Origin of the sequence: Pedomonas mirosovicensis (assembly GCF_022569295.1) — a bacterium.
GTDB lineage: Bacteria > Pseudomonadota > Alphaproteobacteria > Sphingomonadales > Sphingomonadaceae > Pedomonas > Pedomonas mirosovicensis.
This window is the reverse complement of the sequence record NZ_JAKFIA010000001.1, coordinates 508,040-526,296: the sequence shown is the minus strand read 5'-3', so window position 1 is coordinate 526,296 and position 18,257 is coordinate 508,040. Positions and strand designations below refer to the sequence as shown.

Genomic DNA, 18,257 nt, shown 5'->3' with positions numbered 1-18,257 from the left:
CCATGCCGTGGAAGGATGCGTCAGCCCTCTCCCACCCTGGAGCGGACAGACGCAACTTGCTGAGATCTCAATTTGCTGTGGCCGCAGAGAGCGAAAAAGGCAAGGCATCGCGGCAGGATGATCCACAAATCAACCTCAGGCATTAGATACCTGCCCTGAAGCTCACTAGAGCCGCCATACCGAAATACCAAGGTCCGCGAGTTCCTGCATGGCATAGATGCCTTTCACATCCGCCAAGATTGGATTGCTTCCCCTCAGGAGGCTACGCAGTTGATCCGGCGTGCAGGCCGCATATTCGTCATGCGCGACAGCCACGATCAGAGAATCCACAGGGGTTTGGGCCGTCACTTTGCCAAGTTGGATGTCCGGATACTCGCGGGCGACCTCCTCCGGATCGGCGTGTGGATCATCCACGATGACGCGAATGTTAAAGTCCTGAAGCTCGCGAACGATGTCGACGGCCTTGCTGTTACGGATGTCCGGGCAGTTTTCCTTGAATGTCAGACCCAACACACCTACCGTCGCCCGGGTTACATTAATTCCATTGCGAACCATGAACTTGACGGTTGTCCGCGCAACATACCGCCCCATGTTATCATTGAGACGGCGGCCCGCCAGAATTACCTGCGGATTGTAGCCCACCTGCTCGGCCTTGTGCGTCAGATAAAAGGGATCGACGCCAATGCAGTGACCGCCAACCAGGCCGGGTCGAAACGGCAAAAAATTCCACTTCGTTCCTGCCGCCTTGAGCACATCCAACGTATCGATGCCCAGCCGGGCGAAAAGCACGCTCAGTTCATTCATCAAGGCGATATTGAGATCGCGCTGCGTATTCTCGATCACCTTTGCCGCCTCGGCAACCTTGATGCTGGGGGCCTTGTGCGTACCCGCCAAAACGACGCTGCGATATACGGCATCCACAAGATCGGCCGCTTCTGGTGTCGAGCCCGACGTTACCTTGAGAATGGACGTGAACCGGTGCTGCTTGTCGCCCGGATTGATGCGCTCCGGACTATAGCCGACAAAGAAGTCTTCATTAAAGCGTAGGCCGGATACGGCCTCAAGAATAGGAACACACTCTTCTTCCGTACAGCCGGGAAAAACCGTGCTTTCGTATACGACTACGTCACCGCGCTTCAGGACGGATCCAATGGTTTGACTCGCCTTGATGAGCGGGGTCAAATCGGGACGATTATGGTCGTCGAGCGGCGTAGGAACCGTGACGATAAAGAAGTTACAATCGCGCAAGCCCGCAAGATCGGCTGTGAGCCTAAGGTACCGTGCTTCGCCCAATCCAGCCGGATCAATCTCTTTGGTATAATCATAACCCTGACGCAGACCCTCAATGCGCCTGGGGTCGATATCGAATCCGACCACCTCGCGATGCTTGCCGAACTCGACTGCAAGCGGGAGTCCAACATAGCCAAGACCAATAACCCCGAGGCGAACTTCATCCAGGCTGCGGATCATTATCAAAAACTTCCAGAGATCTACGAATGCGCGGAGGCGTGTATTAACTTATTCGTCGACATTCTCAAGGCCGTTTTGATGCTCGATCTAGATCAAGAGCGGCTGCATTAGTCTCCCTGGATGGACGGAGCCAGACTTCTGCATGTTTTTCACGAGCCGCAGCAATTTGGCAGCTGTGCAGAAGAGAATGCCCTTTAACTCATTGTTTAACAAGCAGAGGGCGTTCTATTTTGGCCATTTGGTTATCCTCGTCTGCTTATGCGAATGGAAGATAGGGAACGACACCCGGCACCTAGCGACACCCGTTGATCGGAGCATTCTATGTCTCCGTCTGTATTCCGGCAGGCGAGGCCGCGACGACGCGACCCGGGCATGCAAAACATTCGGTTTTGACTGACCCAAAAAGCAATCCGACAACCGCTTGCCCCCCCTTGAAACGCCTTCGCACCCACCCTATCTCGCCCGCCGTTAGCACTCATGAGGGTAGAGTGCTAATCCATTGCAAAACCATTCTGATTTTTGCGGAGGATAACAATGAGCTTCAAACCGCTGCATGATCGCGTGGTGGTTCGGCGGGTTGACCAGGATGAACGCACGGCGGGCGGCATCATCATTCCGGATACCGCCAAGGAGAAGCCGCAGCAGGGCGAAGTTGTCGCCGTTGGTCCGGGCGCCCGCAATGAGGCGGGTGAACTGATCCCCTTGGATGTGCAGGTCGGCGACGTGGTTCTCTTCGGGAAGTGGTCCGGCACCGAGGTCAAGGTCGACGGCGAGGAACTGCTGATCATGAAGGAATCCGACATCCTCGGCATTCTCGAGAATACGGCCGGCAGCCGTCGCAAGGCCGCCTGATCGCTTGACCGCTTGATTTGGAGGAATGCACATGGCTGCTAAAGAGGTAAAGTTCTCGGCTGAAGCCCGGCAGAGGATGCTGCGGGGCGTGGACATTCTGGCGGACGCCGTGAAGGTGACGCTGGGCCCCAAGGGCCGCAACGTGGTCATCGAGAAGTCCTTCGGCGCACCGCGCACCACGAAGGACGGCGTGTCGGTCGCCAAGGAGATCGAACTCTCCGACAAGTTCGAGAACATGGGCGCGCAGATGCTGCGCGAGGTTGCGTCCCGTACCAACGATCTCGCCGGCGACGGCACCACCACCGCCACCGTGCTGGCCCAGGCGATCGTGCGCGAGGGCGCCAAGGCCGTGGCTGCCGGCATGAACCCGATGGACCTGAAGCGCGGCATTGATCTTGCCGTCGTCAAGGTGGTCGAGACCCTGAAGGAGCGTTCGCGGGTCATCAAGTCGAACAGCGAGGTCGCCCAGGTCGGCACCATTTCCGCCAACGGCGAGGCTGAAATCGGCAAGATGATCGCCGAGGCCATGGATAAGGTGGGCCGCGAGGGCGTCATCACCGTTGAGGAAGCCAAGAGTCTCGAGTCCCAGCTGGACGTGGTCGAGGGCATGCAGTTCGACCGCGGCTACCTCAGCCCCTACTTCATCACCGACACCGAGAAGATGAAGGTGGAGCTGGAGGACCCGTACATCCTCATCCACGAGAAGAAGCTCTCCTCCATCCAGGCGCTGGTTCCGGTGCTGGAGAAGGTGGTGCAGTCTGGCCGTCCGCTCCTCATTATCGCCGAGGATGTGGAAGGCGAGGCGCTGGCCACCCTCGTCGTCAACCGTCTGCGCGGCGGACTGAAGGTTGCTGCCGTGAAGGCCCCAGGCTTCGGTGACCGCCGCAAGGCCATGCTGGAGGACATCGCCATCCTCACCAATGGCCAGGTCGTCTCCGAAGAGCTGGGCATCAAGCTCGAGAATGTCACCATCGACATGCTCGGCCGGGCCAAGCGCGTCACCATCGACAAGGAAAACACCACGATCGTCGGCGGCGCTGGCAAGAAGGCTGACGTTTCGGCCCGCTGCGACCAGATTCGCGCCCAGATCGAGACCACCACGTCCGACTACGATCGGGAGAAGCTGCAGGAGCGTCTCGCCAAGCTGTCGGGCGGCGTCGCGGTGATCAAGGTTGGCGGCGCGACCGAGGTCGAGGTGAAGGAGCGCAAGGACCGCGTCGATGACGCGCTCAACGCCACCCGTGCGGCCGTTGAGGAAGGCATCGTGCCGGGCGGCGGTACGGCGCTGCTCTATGCCTCCAAGGCGCTCGACCGCCTGAAGGCGGCCAACGACGACCAGCGCGTCGGCATCGATATCATCCGCAAGGCCCTGCAGGCCCCGGTGCGCCAGATCGCCGAGAACGCCGGTTTCGACGGCGCGGTGATCGCCGGCAAGCTGCTGGAGCAGAACGACTTCGACTACGGCTTCGACGCTCAGGAAGGCAGCTACAAGAACCTGGTGAAGGCTGGCGTGATCGACCCGACCAAGGTGGTCCGCTCGGCCCTGCAGGATGCGGCGTCTGTCGCCGGCCTGCTCATCACCACCGAGGCGATGATCGCCGAAGCGCCGAAGAAGGAAACTCCGGCCCCGGCCATGCCGGGTGGCGGCATGGACTTCTAAGGTCCAATCCTTCGCAATCAGAAAAGAGCCGGTCCGGGACACCCCGGGCCGGCTTTTTTGTCCCCGATTCTAGCGGAAAGCCGCACCTACCGCGCACGACCCGACAAATGAATGGGGAAGGGGGAGCCCACGGCCCCTATAAAGGGGGGCCTTAATCGATCAGCTTGTCCTGTGGGCCGGGCCAGGTGATGCGAACCGTGACAGCACGCGGCTTGCGGTCGGGCGGCGGACTGAACTGGCCGATGCGATCGAGCGCCCGCTCCGCTTCGCGGTCGAGGATATCCGAGCCCGAGGACTGGGCAACCCTGTAGGCCGAGATCAGGCCATTGCCGTCCACCTGAAGGGCGATGAGAGCAGTGCCCGCCTCCTTCCGGACCTGCGCCGAACGTGGATAGGTGCGGGTGGAGGCCAGGCGGCTTTCAGCCTCCTGCACCCATGCATCGGCGGCGCTGGCCGAACTCGCCAAGCAGGACAGAAAAGCGGCTCCAACCAGGAAGGCTTTGGGACGAATCGCCATCATGAATGCGTGACCTTTGTTCCTCCGAATGGCGAGGGCTCTATAGACGGCATGGTTTGCAGTTTCGTGTCGTACCGCCGAGGCGCGCCGGGGCGTCATCACCGGTTCCATCTGTGCCCCCTTGTCGGCTCAGCGCCTTGAAGATCTGCGTCCAAGCCTCGTATAACCCAGTTATTCAGAATGAGTTGCAAACGCAGGATATTCAGGCTAGATACCCCGCCGAACAGAGGGGACTATTCTGATAATGCGTCGTAACATTTCCATTCTGCTGGCCGGTGTCGCCTGTGTGGCCGCTCCGATGGCGCGCGCTGACGAAGCTGGTATCTTTGCGGGAGGCGACATTGTTGTCTCTGCCACGCGGTCGGCCCTGCCATCCAACGCCCTGCCGCTGACCATCGACGTCATCGATGCCGAGAGCCTGGCCCAGCAGGCGGCGATCAGCGGTTCGGTGGTGGATGCGGTTGCAACCCTGGTGCCGTCCTTCTCTCCCACGCGTCAGAAGCTGTCCGGCTCGGGCGAGACCCTGCGCGGCCGCTCGCCGCTGTTCGCCATCAATGGCATTCCCCAGTCTACGCCGCTGCGCGACGGCTCACGCGACGGCTTCACCATCGATCCGTTCTTCGTCGAGCGGGTGGAGCTTATCTATGGCTCCAACGCCCTGCAGGGCATCGGCGGCACCGGCGGCATCGTCAACCAGGTAACGGTGGGCGCACCGAAGACCGATGGCGTCTCCGGGCGCTTCCTGGCCCAGGGCACGGCGGACGATGGTTTCTCGGAAGACGGCATCGGCGGCAAGACGGCGGGCCTTGTCGGCTACCGTATGGGCCGCTTCGATGCCACGGTGGGCGCGACCTATGAGAAACGCGGCGCTTTCTATGATGGCAAGGGCCGCCGCATCGGCGTCGACAGCACCCAGGGCGAGACGCAGGATTCGGATAGCTGGTCGCTATTCGGCCGCTTCGGCTACCAGCTGGACGATACGGCGCGACTGGACCTGATCGCCAACCGCTTCGAGCTGGAGGGCGACGGCGATTATGTGGTGGTGCCCGGCAGCCGGGCGACGGGCCTTCCGGCGAGCGCCGAGCGGGGCGACCCGCCGGGCCAGCCGGCAACGAACCGCACCGAGAGCGTATCGTTATCGCTGACCGATACCGACCTTGCCGGCGGCGACTTCGTCAGCCAGGTGTTCTTCAACCGCTCGCGCGATACCTTTGGCGGGGACCCGGAGCCGATTGAGACCTTCCAGGATGCCTCCATTGCGCCCGAAGGCACGCTGTTCGACCAATCGCAGAACCGCTCGCGCAAGCTGGGCGGCAAGTTCAGCTATGAGCGCACGGTGCCCGGTTTCGAGGCGCTGACCGCCATCCTTGGCTTCGATGCGCTGTTCGACAAGACCGAACAGCGGCTCATCGCCACCAACCGCACCTGGGTGCCGCCCACCGATTTCCGCAGCCTTGCGCCCTTCGCCCAGCTGAACCTTGCCCTGTTCGATGAGAAGCTGCGCCTGGCCGGCGGCCTGCGCCACGAAATGGCGCGCATCAAGGTGGACGATTACACCACCCTTGCCTCCTACGGCTCGCATGCTGTCAAGGGCGGCGCGCCCAAGTTCAGCGACACGCTGTTCAACGGCGGCGTGATCGTGGAGCCGGTCGATGGTATCCGCGCCTTCGTCAGCTACGCGGAGGGCTATACGATGCCGGACGTCGGCCGTATCACCCGCGCGGTCTCCCGCGAAGGCGTCGATATCGACGACTTCCTCGACATCAGCCCGATCGTCTCCAACAACCGCGAAATCGGCGTGGAGATCAACAAGGGGCCGCTGGATGCCAGCGTTTCCTACTTCTGGTCCACCAGCAAGAAGGGGCAGCGGCTCGTGTTTGTGGGCGGCGTCTACGAGGTGGAACGCCAGCGCGTCGAGATCGAGGGACTGGAGCTGAATGTCGCCGTCCGCACGCCCGTGCCGGGCCTCACCCTCTCGACCGGCTACGCCCACCTTGTGGGCCGCGCCGACAGCGATGAGGACGGCAAGGTGGACATCGACCTTGACGGCGCCAACATCTCGCCAGACCGCTTGAACCTTGCCGCCGCCTTTGCCTACGGGCCGGTGACGGCGCGGGTGCAGACGCAGGTCTACTTCTCGCGCACGTTCGAGGGCGATGATCCGCGCAACGACTTCGGCGGCTACACGCTGACCGATGCCACCGTGCGCTATGTCACCCGCTTTGGCGGAATTTCGCTGAGCGTGCAGAACCTGTTCGACAAGCAGTACATCAGCTACAACAGCCAGGTGCAGCGCCCGACCGATAACCTGCGCTTCTTCGCCGGTCGCGGCCGGACCTGGACGCTGGGCTGGGATTACCAGTTCTGATGAAACTCATCGACCTCCTGCACCGCTGGACCGGCGGTCTCATCGGCCTGCTGCTGGCGGTGCTGGGGCTGTCGGGGGCGATCCTCCTCCATAAGGACGCCTGGGTCCTGCTGCCCCACGCCCGCGACCCGCAGGTACAGGAGGTCGCCGTCCTGTCGGCGACGGTCGAACGGCTGATGGCCGGGCCCTCAACGCCCAGCTCCATCCTGCTCGCCACCCAGGATTTCGGCCTTCACCGCCTGCGCTTCGGGGAAGAGGCGGGAGCCTATGCCAGCCAGGCGGGGAGATCGTCACCCGCTGGGAGAGCAAGTGGGACCGCGTTGAGCTGTGGCTGTTCGACCTGCACCATTACCTATGGGCGGGCGAGCCGGGCTCCGTCGTCGCGGGCTGGCTGGGGCTCATCGGCCTCGCCTTCGTCATCACCGGCGTCATCCTTTGGTGGCGCACCCGCAAGACCTTCGAGTTCCGCCTGTGGCCCGCGCGGATGAGCCGCCCGGCCATCGTGCGCCATCACCGCGATCTTGGCATTGTGGTCGCGCCGCTCCTGTTTCTCTCCATGGTCACGGGCGTCATGCTGACGCTGCGCCCGGTGGCCAATATGTTGCTCACCCCCTGGTCGGGCGGGGAGAACTTCCGGGCGGCCATGGCCCCGCCGAAGGTGGAGGGCGGCGCGCTCAGCCCGGATCTGGATTGGGCCGCCATGCTGGGCGAGGCCCACCGGCGCTTTCCCGAGGCCGAGTTCCGCTCGCTCGGCCTGCCGAAGAACCCCGGCGATCTGATTTCCCTGCGGATGAAGCAGCCGGAGGAATGGCTGCCCAACGGCCGCACCCTCCTGTGGTTTGACCCCGCCGACGGCCGCCTGATCGAGGCGCGGGATGCCTTGGCCATGCCGGCGGCCACGCAAATGTTCAATGCGGTTTACCCGCTCCATGCGGCCAAGGTGGGGGGCCTTGCCTACCGCCTGGTCATGACCCTCTCCGGCCTTGGCCTGTGCCTCTTGGGCACGCTCAGCGTCTGGACCTTCTGGTTCCGCCGGCCCAAGCCCAAGGCGCGCCCGGCAGCGCGGGTTACGGCTCCCAAACTACGGGAGCCCGCCTGAGAGGGGGGCTTGCCTTTACCCCCAGCTTCCACCCCCTGGGCTCTGGACGCCAACCCTGGCGGATATTAGGGTTACGGCATGATCGAGAGCCTCTTCCGGATGGGCGGCCGCATCGCCCTTCTTGCCAGCGCTGCCGCCCTGGCAGGCTGTGCATCTCCCACCCCAAGCTCTGCCGCCACGGCTGCCGGCCAAGCGGTTTCAAGCAAACCGCCCGCAACTGAAACGGTTGCAAGCAAACCCCTGGTCAACGTGGTCTACCGCAAGCTGGAAAACGGGCTGAAGGTGGTGCTCGCGCCCGACCCGTCCGTGCCCACCGCCACCGTCGGCGTCTACTATGGCGTTGGCTGGCGCGTGGAGCCGAAGGACCGCACCGGCTATGCCCACCTGTTCGAACACCTGATGTTCCAGGGCTCGGCCAATCTGCCCAAGGGGGCCTTCAACAGCCTGATCGAGGGCAACGGCGGCGTGCTCAACGGCTCCACCCGCTGGGATTACACCAACTACTATGAAGTGGTGCCCAGCCACCTGGCCGAAACCGTGCTGTGGGCCGAGGCGGACCGGATGAAGAGCCTCAACCTTACGCCCGAGACGCTGAAGAACCAGCAGGACGTGGTCATCAGCGAGGTGCGGGTGAACGTGCTGAACCAGCCCTACGGCGGGTTCATGTGGCTGGACATGCCGCAGGCGGCCTTCTCCAACTGGTATAACGCCCATAACTTCTACGGTGACCTCGATCACCTGCAGGCGGCGACGCTGGAAGACGCAAAGCGCTTCCGCGAGCAGTACTATGCCCCCGGCAACGCCGTGCTGGTGGTGGCCGGCGACATCGATGTGGAGAAGACCTGGGCCTGGGCGCAGAAGTATTTCGGCACCATTGCCGCCCGGCCTGTCGGCCAGATGCCCGATATCACCGAGCCGGAGCAGACCCAGGAAAAGGTGGTGCATCGCACCGATCCGCTGGCTCCGCGCCCGGCATTGGCGTTCGCATACCATGTGCCGCCGCGCGGCACGCCCGAATGGTATGCCTTCGGCATGATCGAGGCCCTGCTGCAAGGTGGCGACGACGCGCGCCTCACCCAGAAACTGGTGCGCGAGAAGGGCTATACCGACAGCGTGATGGGCGGCATCAACCCGCTCCTCGGCGACATGTTCACCTACAACGGGCCCATGCTCATGACCTTCGGCCTGGTGCACGATGCCAGCATCGCGCCCGAGGCGATCATGCGGGACGTGGACACCGTCATCAACCAGCTGCGCGAGCAGCCTGTGCCCCAGTCCGAGCTGGACCGCATCCGCACCCGCCTGCGCTCCGGCCTTTATGACATGGTGGGGTCGAGCACCCGCTTCTCGCTGATGGACCTGCTCGCCTCCTTTGCCCTGTTCGACGATAACCCCGCAAAGGTGAATACCATCGAGCAGGGCTTTGCCGCCGTCACGCCGCAACTCATCCAGGAAACTGCCCGCAAGTACCTCGCGCCCACCAAGCGCACGGTGCTGATTCTGGAACCGGGCGCGGCCGCCCCCGCCGCCAAGGGAGAGGCCAAATGATGCTGAACCATCTGCTTCGTCCGGCGGCGCTTGCCGTCACCCTTGCCGCCACCGCCGCGGCCCCGGCCTTCGCACAGGCCCAGCAGACAGCGGCCGCCCCGGCGCGGGAAACCCCGCCACCGCCGGGCAAGCCGCGAGAGCTGAAGCTGCCCGCCATCGAGACCTACAAGCTCGCCAACGGCATGCAGGTAACCATGATCCCCTTCGGCTCCGTGCCCAAGGTGACGCTCTCCCTGCGTATCCGCGCCGGGCGGCTGGATGAGGGCGGCAAGTTCGGCGTCGCCGACTTCACCTCGGCGCTCATGAACGAGGGCGCGGCCGGTCAGTCCGCCGTCACCATCGCCCAGCGGGCGGGGGACATGGGCGGCGGCATCGGCGTCGACAACGGCCTCGAATTCTTCGGCGCGGGCATTTCGGTGCTCTCCGAGTTCGGCCCCGAGGCCACGCGGCTGCTGGCAGACGTGGTGCGCCGCCCCAACCTGCCGGAAAGCGAGCTGCCGCGCATCAAGCAGGACGCTCTCCGCAGCCTGGCGATTGCCAAGACCAGCCCGCAATCGCTCGCCGATGATGCCTTCACCAAGGCTTTCCTTCCCAATCATCCCTTCGGCCATGGCCTGCTGACCGAACAGGAAGTGCAGGCGGTCACCATTGATGACATCCGCCGCTTCCACACCGAGAAGTTGGGGGCGAAGCGCGCCCATCTCTATGTCGCCGGGCAGTTCGATGCCGCCGCCATGCGCCAGGCCATCGAGGCCGCCTTCGGCGATTGGCAGCAGGGGCCGGAACCGATCATCCGGCCCGCCGACGCCGCATCGAAGCTCAACGTGGTGCTGATCGACCGGCCGGATGCGCCGCAGTCCACCATTTACCTGGGCGCGCCCCTGCCGGACCCGAGGGCGTTCAAGAGCCGCATTCCCATGAGCGTTGCCAACGACGTGCTGGGCGGCAGCTTCACCTCGCGCATCACCCTCAACCTGCGGGAAGACAAGGGCTACACCTATTCGCCCAGTTCCAGCGCCTCCTACGGCACGGGATACGGCCAGTGGATTCTGGTGGCGGACGTGACCTCCGCCCACACCGGCGACTCCTTGCATGAAGTATTCAAGGAAATTCGCCTGCTCGGCAGCGAGCCGCCCTCGAAGGAGGAACTGGAAGCCAAGCAGAACGGCCTTGCGGGCATATGGATTCTTCGCACCGCGACGCGCGGCGGCCTCATCTCCAGTCTTGCCTTCTACGACAGCTTCGGCCTGCCGCGCTCTGAACTGGAGCAATATGTGGGCAAGGTGCGGGCGGTGACGCCGCAGCAGGTCTCCAGCGTTATCAGCCAGTATCTAAAGCCTGACGCCATGACCCTCGTCATCGTGGGCGACCTCAAGACCGTGCGTCCGCAGCTGCAAAAGGTGCCCGAGATAGCGTCCGCCGTTCCTTCGTTGTAAACTGCTAACAGATTACAACTCTAGGGGGGGTTAGGGCAGACACATGGCAGAGGACTCCAACTACGTTCCGGAAGGGCGGCAGCCGCCGTCCTCCGGCTTCCAGTTCAACAACCCGACGATCGTCAGCCTGCTGTATCTCGGCGGCTACATCACCGGCCTGTCGGCGCTCATCGGCCTGGTCCTGGCCTATGTGTGGAACAGCGACACTCCGGCGGATTGGGAGCGCAGCCACTACCGCTATCACATCCGCACCTTCTGGATCGGGCTGCTGCAATCCATTTTGATGGTGGTGGCCTTCGTCACCATCATTCTCATTCCGGTCGCTTGGCTGCTGGGCATCTGGATCGTTGTCTGGTTCGCCGTTCGCACCGTCAAGGCGATGCTGGCGGCCCAGAAGCAGCAGCCGATCGACAATCCCACCACCTGGCTGTGGTGAAGATTTTCCAAGTCCTTGCAGGGGTCTCGGACCCCTGCAAAACCTGAAATTCCCCTCTATTCCCGCAAGCCGCGCCAGCAGTAGGCGGCCATCACGAGGCTGAACCCGGCGAGCACGAGGCAGATGTGGGTGACGCGCAGGCCCGCCCCCAGCAGCGTGGCGCTGACGCCGGTTGCCGCCACCATCCACACGGCGTTGAGCACATTGTTGGCCGCCACCATGCGGGAACGCGCGCCTTCGGCGCTGGCGGTCTGCATGAGAGCATAGAGCGGCACGGAATAAGCCCCGCCGGCAATGGCGAGGACGGTGAGGTCCACGAGCACCCGCCATGCCCCAAGGCTGGCGAGGAAGGCGGCGGGGGACAGCGCCCCGGCCTGCGCCGGCCCGAAGGCATCGACCGCCAGCACCAGATCGAACAGCGCCAGCGCCACCACGGCCATGCTGGCGGCGCAGTACCGCCCCGTCACCCGCCCGCGCAGCAGGCGGCCGATGAGCACCGAACCGATGGCGATACCCACCGAAAAGGCCGCAAGGCACAGGGTCGCCACCTCTTGCGAGGCCCCCAGTTCCGTCTTCACCAGCGGGCCGAGCTGGGCGGTCATCACCGTGCCCAGCGCCCAGAACCATGAGAGGGCGAGGATGGACCGCCACACCGTGCGGTTGGCGCGGGCGGTTTTCATGAGCTTGACCGTTTCGGCCGCCAGGTTCCAGCTGAGGCGGCCGTTCTCCACCAGCGGCGGGGCGGGGGGAATGGGCCAGCTGGCCGCCAGCCCCAGCACCGCCACCAGCACCACGCCCCACGCGGCCTGCACCGGCGTGAACAGCCCGCCCAGAATCTGCCCGAACAGGATGGCGAGGAACGTGCCCGCCTCCACCAGCCCCGTGCCCGCCAGCAGCTCCTGCCGCCCGAGATGCTGGGGCAGGATGGAGTATTTCATCGGGCCGAAGAAAGCCGAGTGCACGCCCATGCAAAACAGGATGAACATCAGAAGGGCGATGGAATCATGCGTCAGCGCGAACGCGCCCACCGCCATGATCGCCACCTCCGCCACCTTCACCGCGCGGGCGACCCACGCCTTGTCCCGCACGTCCGCCAGCTGCCCGGCCAGCGCCGAGAACAGGAAATAGGGGAGGATGAACAGGCCCGCCGCCGCCGTCGCCAGCACCGCCCCCGCCTGCGGATCGCTCGCCTTCAGGTGGTAGACGATGAGGAACGTCATCGCCGTGCGATAGAGGTTGTCGTTGAACGCCCCCAGAAACTGGGTGGCGAACAAAGGCGCAAACCGCCGCGCCCCCAGAAGCTGCACTGTCACCGGCGGCATGTATTTCCCCCTCGCGCCCCATGTCTTTTCAGACTTGTTGTTAAGGGGGACTTGTCCCCCCTTAACAATCCCCATTTCGTTTCAGGGACGCGCAAAGGAAAGGGCTGCGCCCGTCATCACAGACACAGCCCCATGAACAAAATGGGGGTGCAGGGGTCTGCGACCCCCTGCATTTCAAAGCCCAAAGGGCGCAACCCAAAACCCGAAGGGCATACCCCCGCGCCCTCCCTCACGCCGCGAAGTAGCGATCGTAGGCGGGGAGCGTGAGGAATTCCGGACATTCCTCGGCGAGGATCATCTCGCGCATCAGTTCGGCGGCTTCGATGTAACGGCCAGAGGCGAAGAAATTGTCGCCCACCGCTTGCTGCCACACCGCCAGCTGCTCGTTGATAGCGGCGTTGATGAGGTCGTCGTCCACCAGTTCGCCACTGTCGAGGCGGGTTTCGGTCTTGCGCCACTGCCACACCTGGGTGCGGCTGATTTCGGCGGTGGCGGCATCTTCCATCAGGTTGTGGAGCGGGGCTGCGCCCTGGCCGCGCAGCCAGGAGGCGACATAGCCAATGCCCACATTGATGTTCATGGCAAGGCCCTGCCGTGTCTTGGGGCCTTCGCAGGGCCTGAGCAGATCCTCGGCCGATACCGACACGTCGGGGATCTTGGCGACCTGGTTGGGGCCGGGCATGATCCGGTCGAACACTTGCAGAGCTACCGGCACCAGGCCGGGGTGGGCGACCCAGGTGCCGTCGTGGCCGTCCGTTGCCTCGCGTTCCTTGTCAGCGCGCACCTGCTCGAACGCCGCCGCGTTGCGGGCCTCGTCGTTCTTCACCGGAATGAAGGCGGACATGCCGCCCATGGCATAGGCCCCGTGCAGGTGGCAGGTGCGGATGGTGTGGAGAGAGTAGTTCCGCATGAACGGCACGGTCATGGTGACGGCGGCGCGGTCCGGCAGCACGGCGTTGGGGTCGGTACGCTGGCGCTTGATGTAGCTGAAGATGTAGTCCCACCGGCCGCAGTTGAGCGCCACGATGTGCTCGCGCAGCTCCCACAGGATCTCCTCGGTCTGGAAGGCGGCGGGCAGGGTCTCGATGAGCACCGTCGCCTTGATGGTGCCCACCGGAAGACCCAGCTGTGATTGGGCGTAGACGAACACATCGTTCCACAGCCGCGCTTCCAGATAGTGCTCCATCTTGGGCAGGTAGAGGTAAGGCCCGGAACCCTTGGCCAGCAGCGCCTTCGCGTTATGGAAGAAGTAGAGGCCGAAGTCGAACAGCGCGCCTGCGATCGGCTCGCCGTCCACATAGAGGTGCTTCTCCAGAAGATGCCAGCCGCGCGGCCTGGCGATGAGCGTCGCGGTCTCCTTGCCCAGCCGGTATTCCTTGCCGGATGTCTCGTCCGTCAGGCTGATGGTGCCGGCAACGGCGTCGCGCAGGTTGACCTGCCCTTCGACCATGATCTCCCACGCCGGCGTCGAGGCATCCTCGAAGCAGGCCATGAAGCACTTCGCGCCGGAGTTCAGCGCGTTGATGACCATCTTGCGATCAACCGGCCCGGTGATTTCCACCCGGCGGTCGGTGAGGTCCTGCGGGATGGTGCCGATCTTCCACGGTGCGCCGCGAATGGCGGCGGTTTCCGGCAAAAAGCCCAGCTTCTCGCCTGCGTCCAGCCGGGCTTGCAGGGCGGCGCGGGCGGCCAGCCGCTCCCGCCGCGTCGCCTCGAACCGGCGATGCAGCCCGGCAAGGAAGGCGACGGCCTCGTCCGTCAGGATGGTTTCATAGCCCGGATTCATGGGGCCGGTGATCTGAACGCCGGTTACGGACATCAAAGCCTCCTCCTTCTGCACGTGACGTGTTCAGTCCCCGCCGGTCAGCGCGGCAGGGGTGCGGGAACTCCCGGTTCTGCGAAACGGTAGGGGGTCGCCCCCCGCGAGCGCTCGTCGATGATGAGGGTTCTGGACAGCGGCGGCTGGCTGCGCTGGCGGCAGGCTTCCCGCTCGCACAGGGCGCAGTTGACGCCGATGGGCGTGGCGTTGGGGTTTTCGAGGTCGAGCCCCCGGCTGTAGACCAGATGGCGGGCGTATTTCAGCTCGCACCCGAGGCCGATGGCGAACTGCGGCTCGATGTTGCCCCAGCCGTTCACATGGGTTCGCACCGTGCGGCTGATGGAGAAGTAGCGGGTGCCATCCGGCATCTCGACGACTTCGGTGAGGATTTGCCCCGGCGCGCGGAAGGTGGCGTGCAGGGACCACAGCGGGCAGGTGCCGCCGAACTTGGAGAAGTGGAACCGCCCCGCCGAGTAGCGCTTGGAGACGTTGCCCGCCTGATCCACCCGGATGAGGAAGAAGGGCACGCCGCGCGCGCCCGGCCGCTGGAGCGTGGTGAGCCGGTGGCACACCTGCTCGTAGCTGGCCCCGAAGCGCGCGCCGAGCAGGGTGAGGTCGTAGTTCAGCTGCTCCGCCGCCGCGAGGAAGCGGCCGTAGGGCATCATCACCGCCGCCGCGAAGTAGTTGGCGAGGTTCACGCGCAGCAGGTGCTGGGCCGGGCCATCCTCCAGCCCTGCGCCTTCGATGATGCGATCCATGTCCGCCCGCGCCTCGGCATAGGCCAGCTGATAGGCGGCGTGGAAAGCCCGGCTCTCCGGTTGCAACAGTTCGGAGAGCTGGAGCTGGCGGCGGTGGTAGTCGTACCGGCGCAGCGATTCGGGCAGCACGTCGACAGGCAGCACGCGCACCGCAATGCCGTGCTTGGCCCGCAGCCGCTCCTTCAGCGCGGCGAACAGGTCCTCGCCATGCAGCCGCAGCTCCTCGGCGATTGTCTCCGCCTTCTCGTCCAGCTCGGGGAAGTGGTTGCGCCGTTCCTGAATGATGTCGCGCACCCGCTCCAGCGGGCCGGAGGCATCCGTCACGCCGCGCCCATCGTCGCCCGCGCCGCCCGCATCGGCCACGGCCGCGCCCGCCTTGTCGCGGTAGAGGCCATAGAGGCGGGTCAACGCCTGCGCCATGGCGGGGAAGCTCTGCACGAAGTCGCTCACCTCGTTGCGGCTCACCTCGAGGCTGCGGAACAGCCCGTCCGCCAGCACCTCGCCCACGTCCGCCAGCGTGCGGTCGTCCGCGTCGCCGGTCAGTTGCCGCAGGTCGAGATTGAACACCTCCGCCAGCCGCAGCAGGAACTGGGCCGTCAGCGGCCGCTGGTTGCGCTCGATCAGGTTCAGGTAGCTGACCGAAACCCCCAGCTCCTCCGCCATGCGGCTTTGGGTGAGGCCCAGCTGGGCGCGCAACCGCCGCAGCCGCGGGCCAGCGAAGAGTTTCCGTTCGGTTGAGACCGCCAGAGCCATTTTTACATTTCTTTACAATTTGACCAATTTAACCCACGCCACTGAATACATGGCCACACTTTTCGGCGGCCCATCAACTTGTAATTCGATACTGACTCGCGCAAACCAAGGCAAGCACTTGTTTGTCAAACCCCCGAACAACAGGTGGCCCGGCAGGAGACTTTGTCAAAACCTCTGCCGGCGCAACCAAGACAGTACTTGGTTTGTAAAATTTTTCACGTGCACAGAAGGGACGAGACATGACCGCAACCAGCTTTGAGCAACTGGTTCCCGCCGCCCCGAAGGGCCGGTTCGATGGCATCAAGCGCAACTATACCCCGGCCGATGTGGAGCGGCTGCGCGGCTCGGTGCGGATCAGCCACACCCTGGCCGAGCGCACGAGCCTGAAGCTGTGGGAATTGCTGCATACCGAGGATTACATCAACGCGCTGGGCGCGCTGTCCGGCAACCAGGCCATGCAGATGGTGCGCGCCGGGCTGAAGGCCATCTACCTCTCCGGCTGGCAGGTGGCAGCGGACGCTAATACGGCGGGCCAGATGTACCCGGACCAGTCGCTCTACCCGGCCAACGCCGCGCCGGAGCTGGTGCGGAAGATCAACAAGACGCTCCAGCGCGCCGACCAGATCGAGCACGCCGAGGGCGGCGCGCAGCGGGACTGGTTCGCGCCGATCATCGCCGATGCCGAGGCGGGCTTCGGCGGGCCGCTCAATGCCCACGAGATCATGAAGGCGTTCATCGAGGCGGGCGCGGCAGGCGTGCACTTCGAGGACCAGCTGGCCTCCGAGAAGAAGTGCGGGCACTTAGGGGGCAAGGTGCTGATCCCGACGCAAGCCCACATCCGCAACCTCAACGCCGCCCGGCTGGCGGCGGACATCTGCGGCGTGCCGACCGTGATCGTCGCCCGCACGGACGCCGAATCGGCCAAGCTCATCACATCCGACGTGGACGAGCGCGACCGCGAGTTCCTGACCGGCGAGCGCACGCCCGAGGGCTTCTTCCGCCTGAAGGAGGGCACGGGGCTGGCCCACTGCATCAAGCGCGGGCTCTCCTTCGCCGAATATGCCGATTTGCTGTGGTGGGAGACCAGCCACCCGAACCTGGACGAGGCGCGCCAGTTCGCGGAAGCCGTGAAGAAGGAATATCCGGGCAAGCTGCTGGCCTATAACTGCTCGCCCTCGTTCAACTGGGAGGCGAACCTGGACAAGGCCACCATCGCCAAGTTCCAGCGTGAGCTGGGCGCGATGGGCTACAAGTTCCAGTTCGTCACGCTGGCAGGCTTCCACAGCCTCAACCACGGCATGTTCGAGCTGGCGCGCGGCTACCGCGACCGGGGCATGGCCGCCTATTCCGAGCTGCAACAGGCCGAGTTCGCCTCCGAGCAGTTCGGGTACACCGCCACCCGCCACCAGCGCGAGGTGGGCACCGGCTACTTCGACCAGGTGGCCGTCGCCATCGCGGGGGGCGAGGCTTCGACCATTGCACTGAAGGAGTCGACGGAAGCGGCGCAGTTCAAGACCGCCGCCGCGTAATCCGGTGCGCGCCACCGGTGGGGAGGGGGCCGGTGGGGGAGGGGGAAGGGGTCGGTGCGCCTGTCGGCACCGGCCCCTTTTTCCTATTCGCCACCGGCCATGCGTGTGGTTCCGGACACGCTTCCCAAAAAAGAGGGGGGCACGGGGGGACAAGCCCTCCTGCAGGAAATAGAATGAAAGACGGCAGACAAAGGAGGGGGGCCGATGGAGAAGCTGCCGGCGATCACGGCGGATCTGTGCGATGCGCTGGGCGACAAGGCCCAGGTGCTGGCGCTGGATTGGCGGGACTACGGCGCGGTGCGGCGTTTCTCCGGCCGCGTGGCGACCATTGCCGCCCGCAACGACAACGGCCTCGTGCGCGCCCAGCTTGAACAGCCAGGCGAAGGACGGGTGCTGGTGGTGGACAACGGCGGCGGGCGCCACTGCGCCATGGTGGGCGGCAACCTTGGAGCGCTGGCGGTCCGCAACGGCTGGGCGGGCATGATCGTCTTCGGCGTGGTACGGGACTCGATCGAGCTGGCGAGCCTGCCCGTGGGCGTAAAGGCGCTGGGCACCTGCCCGCGTCCCCCCGCCAAGCAAGGCACCGGTTCGCTCAATGTCGCCGTCAATATCAATGGCATCTTCATCCAGCCCGGCGACCATGTGGTGGCGGACGAGGACGGCGTGGTGATCGTGCGCGCCTGATCGCGC

14 protein-coding genes are annotated in these 18,257 nt (G+C 64.6%); 9 read left to right on the top strand and 5 right to left on the bottom strand.

All coding sequences use genetic code 11. From position 1 onward, the window contains the following. Positions 1-165 precede the first annotated feature (165 nt). A complete protein-coding gene (locus L0C21_RS02475; RefSeq protein WP_259276858.1) occupies positions 166-1,470 on the bottom strand; it encodes a nucleotide sugar dehydrogenase in 1,305 nt (434 codons plus the stop codon). A gap of 534 nt (positions 1,471-2,004) precedes the next feature. Between L0C21_RS02475 and groES the strand changes: the two genes are divergently transcribed. After that, the gene (gene groES / locus L0C21_RS02470) at positions 2,005-2,322 is read left to right on the top strand and encodes a co-chaperone GroES (protein ID WP_259276857.1); all 318 of its coding nucleotides are present in this window, start codon (positions 2,005-2,007) and stop codon (positions 2,320-2,322) included. Positions 2,323-2,353: 31 nt separating this feature from the next. Further along, positions 2,354-3,982, top strand: coding sequence for a chaperonin GroEL (gene groL / locus L0C21_RS02465; RefSeq protein WP_259276856.1), 1,629 nt, complete (start codon positions 2,354-2,356; stop codon positions 3,980-3,982). Between the two features lie 151 nt (positions 3,983-4,133). Here groL and L0C21_RS02460 read toward each other — a convergent pair whose 3' ends face one another. Further along, the gene (locus tag L0C21_RS02460; RefSeq protein ID WP_259276855.1) at positions 4,134-4,502 is read right to left on the bottom strand and encodes an energy transducer TonB; all 369 of its coding nucleotides are present in this window, start codon (positions 4,500-4,502) and stop codon (positions 4,134-4,136) included. A 241-nt stretch (positions 4,503-4,743) separates the two neighbouring features. On the opposite strand from L0C21_RS02460, the gene L0C21_RS02455 reads away from it, so the two are divergent. The 5 genes from L0C21_RS02455 to L0C21_RS02435 all read left to right on the top strand — a co-directional run bounded on the left by L0C21_RS02455 (position 4,744) and on the right by L0C21_RS02435 (position 11,386). Continuing rightward, a complete protein-coding gene (locus L0C21_RS02455; RefSeq protein ID WP_374940215.1) occupies positions 4,744-6,867 on the top strand; it encodes a TonB-dependent receptor in 2,124 nt (707 codons plus the stop codon). A 100-nt stretch (positions 6,868-6,967) separates the two neighbouring features. After that, positions 6,968-7,966, top strand: coding sequence for a PepSY-associated TM helix domain-containing protein (locus tag L0C21_RS02450; RefSeq protein ID WP_374940241.1), 999 nt, complete (start codon positions 6,968-6,970; stop codon positions 7,964-7,966). Between the two features lie 78 nt (positions 7,967-8,044). Then, a complete protein-coding gene (locus tag L0C21_RS02445) occupies positions 8,045-9,514 on the top strand; it encodes a M16 family metallopeptidase (protein WP_259276854.1) in 1,470 nt (489 codons plus the stop codon). Next, entirely contained in the window at positions 9,511-10,950 is a 1,440-nt protein-coding gene (locus tag L0C21_RS02440; RefSeq protein ID WP_259276853.1) for a M16 family metallopeptidase, read from the top strand. Before L0C21_RS02445 ends, L0C21_RS02440 begins: the two co-directional genes overlap by 4 nt. Before the next feature lie 43 nt (positions 10,951-10,993). Next, positions 10,994-11,386, top strand: a complete 393-nt coding sequence (locus tag L0C21_RS02435) for a DUF4870 family protein (RefSeq protein WP_259276852.1) — start codon at positions 10,994-10,996, stop codon at positions 11,384-11,386. Positions 11,387-11,442: 56 nt separating this feature from the next. On the opposite strand, the gene L0C21_RS02430 is transcribed toward L0C21_RS02435, so the two are convergent. The 3 genes from L0C21_RS02430 to L0C21_RS02420 all read right to left on the bottom strand — a co-directional run bounded on the left by L0C21_RS02430 (position 11,443) and on the right by L0C21_RS02420 (position 16,038). Next, positions 11,443-12,708 carry an MFS transporter gene (locus L0C21_RS02430; protein WP_259276851.1) on the bottom strand — a complete coding sequence of 422 codons (1,266 nt, stop codon included), beginning with the start codon at positions 12,706-12,708 and terminating at the stop codon, positions 11,443-11,445. 229 nt (positions 12,709-12,937) lie between these two features. After that, positions 12,938-14,527 (bottom strand): malate synthase A, encoded by a 1,590-nt coding sequence (gene aceB, locus L0C21_RS02425; RefSeq protein WP_259276850.1) that lies wholly within the window; start codon positions 14,525-14,527, stop codon positions 12,938-12,940. Between the two features lie 44 nt (positions 14,528-14,571). After that, positions 14,572-16,038 carry a helix-turn-helix domain-containing protein gene (locus tag L0C21_RS02420; RefSeq protein ID WP_259276849.1) on the bottom strand — a complete coding sequence of 489 codons (1,467 nt, stop codon included), beginning with the start codon at positions 16,036-16,038 and terminating at the stop codon, positions 14,572-14,574. Between the two features lie 239 nt (positions 16,039-16,277). Between L0C21_RS02420 and aceA the strand changes: the two genes are divergently transcribed. Continuing rightward, on the top strand, positions 16,278-17,567 hold the full coding sequence (gene aceA, locus L0C21_RS02415; RefSeq protein WP_259276848.1) for an isocitrate lyase: 1,290 nt from the start codon (positions 16,278-16,280) through the stop codon (positions 17,565-17,567). Positions 17,568-17,771: 204 nt separating this feature from the next. Further along, positions 17,772-18,251, top strand: a complete 480-nt coding sequence (rraA, locus tag L0C21_RS02410) for a ribonuclease E activity regulator RraA (protein ID WP_259276847.1) — start codon at positions 17,772-17,774, stop codon at positions 18,249-18,251. The last annotated feature ends 6 nt before the right edge of the window (positions 18,252-18,257 follow it).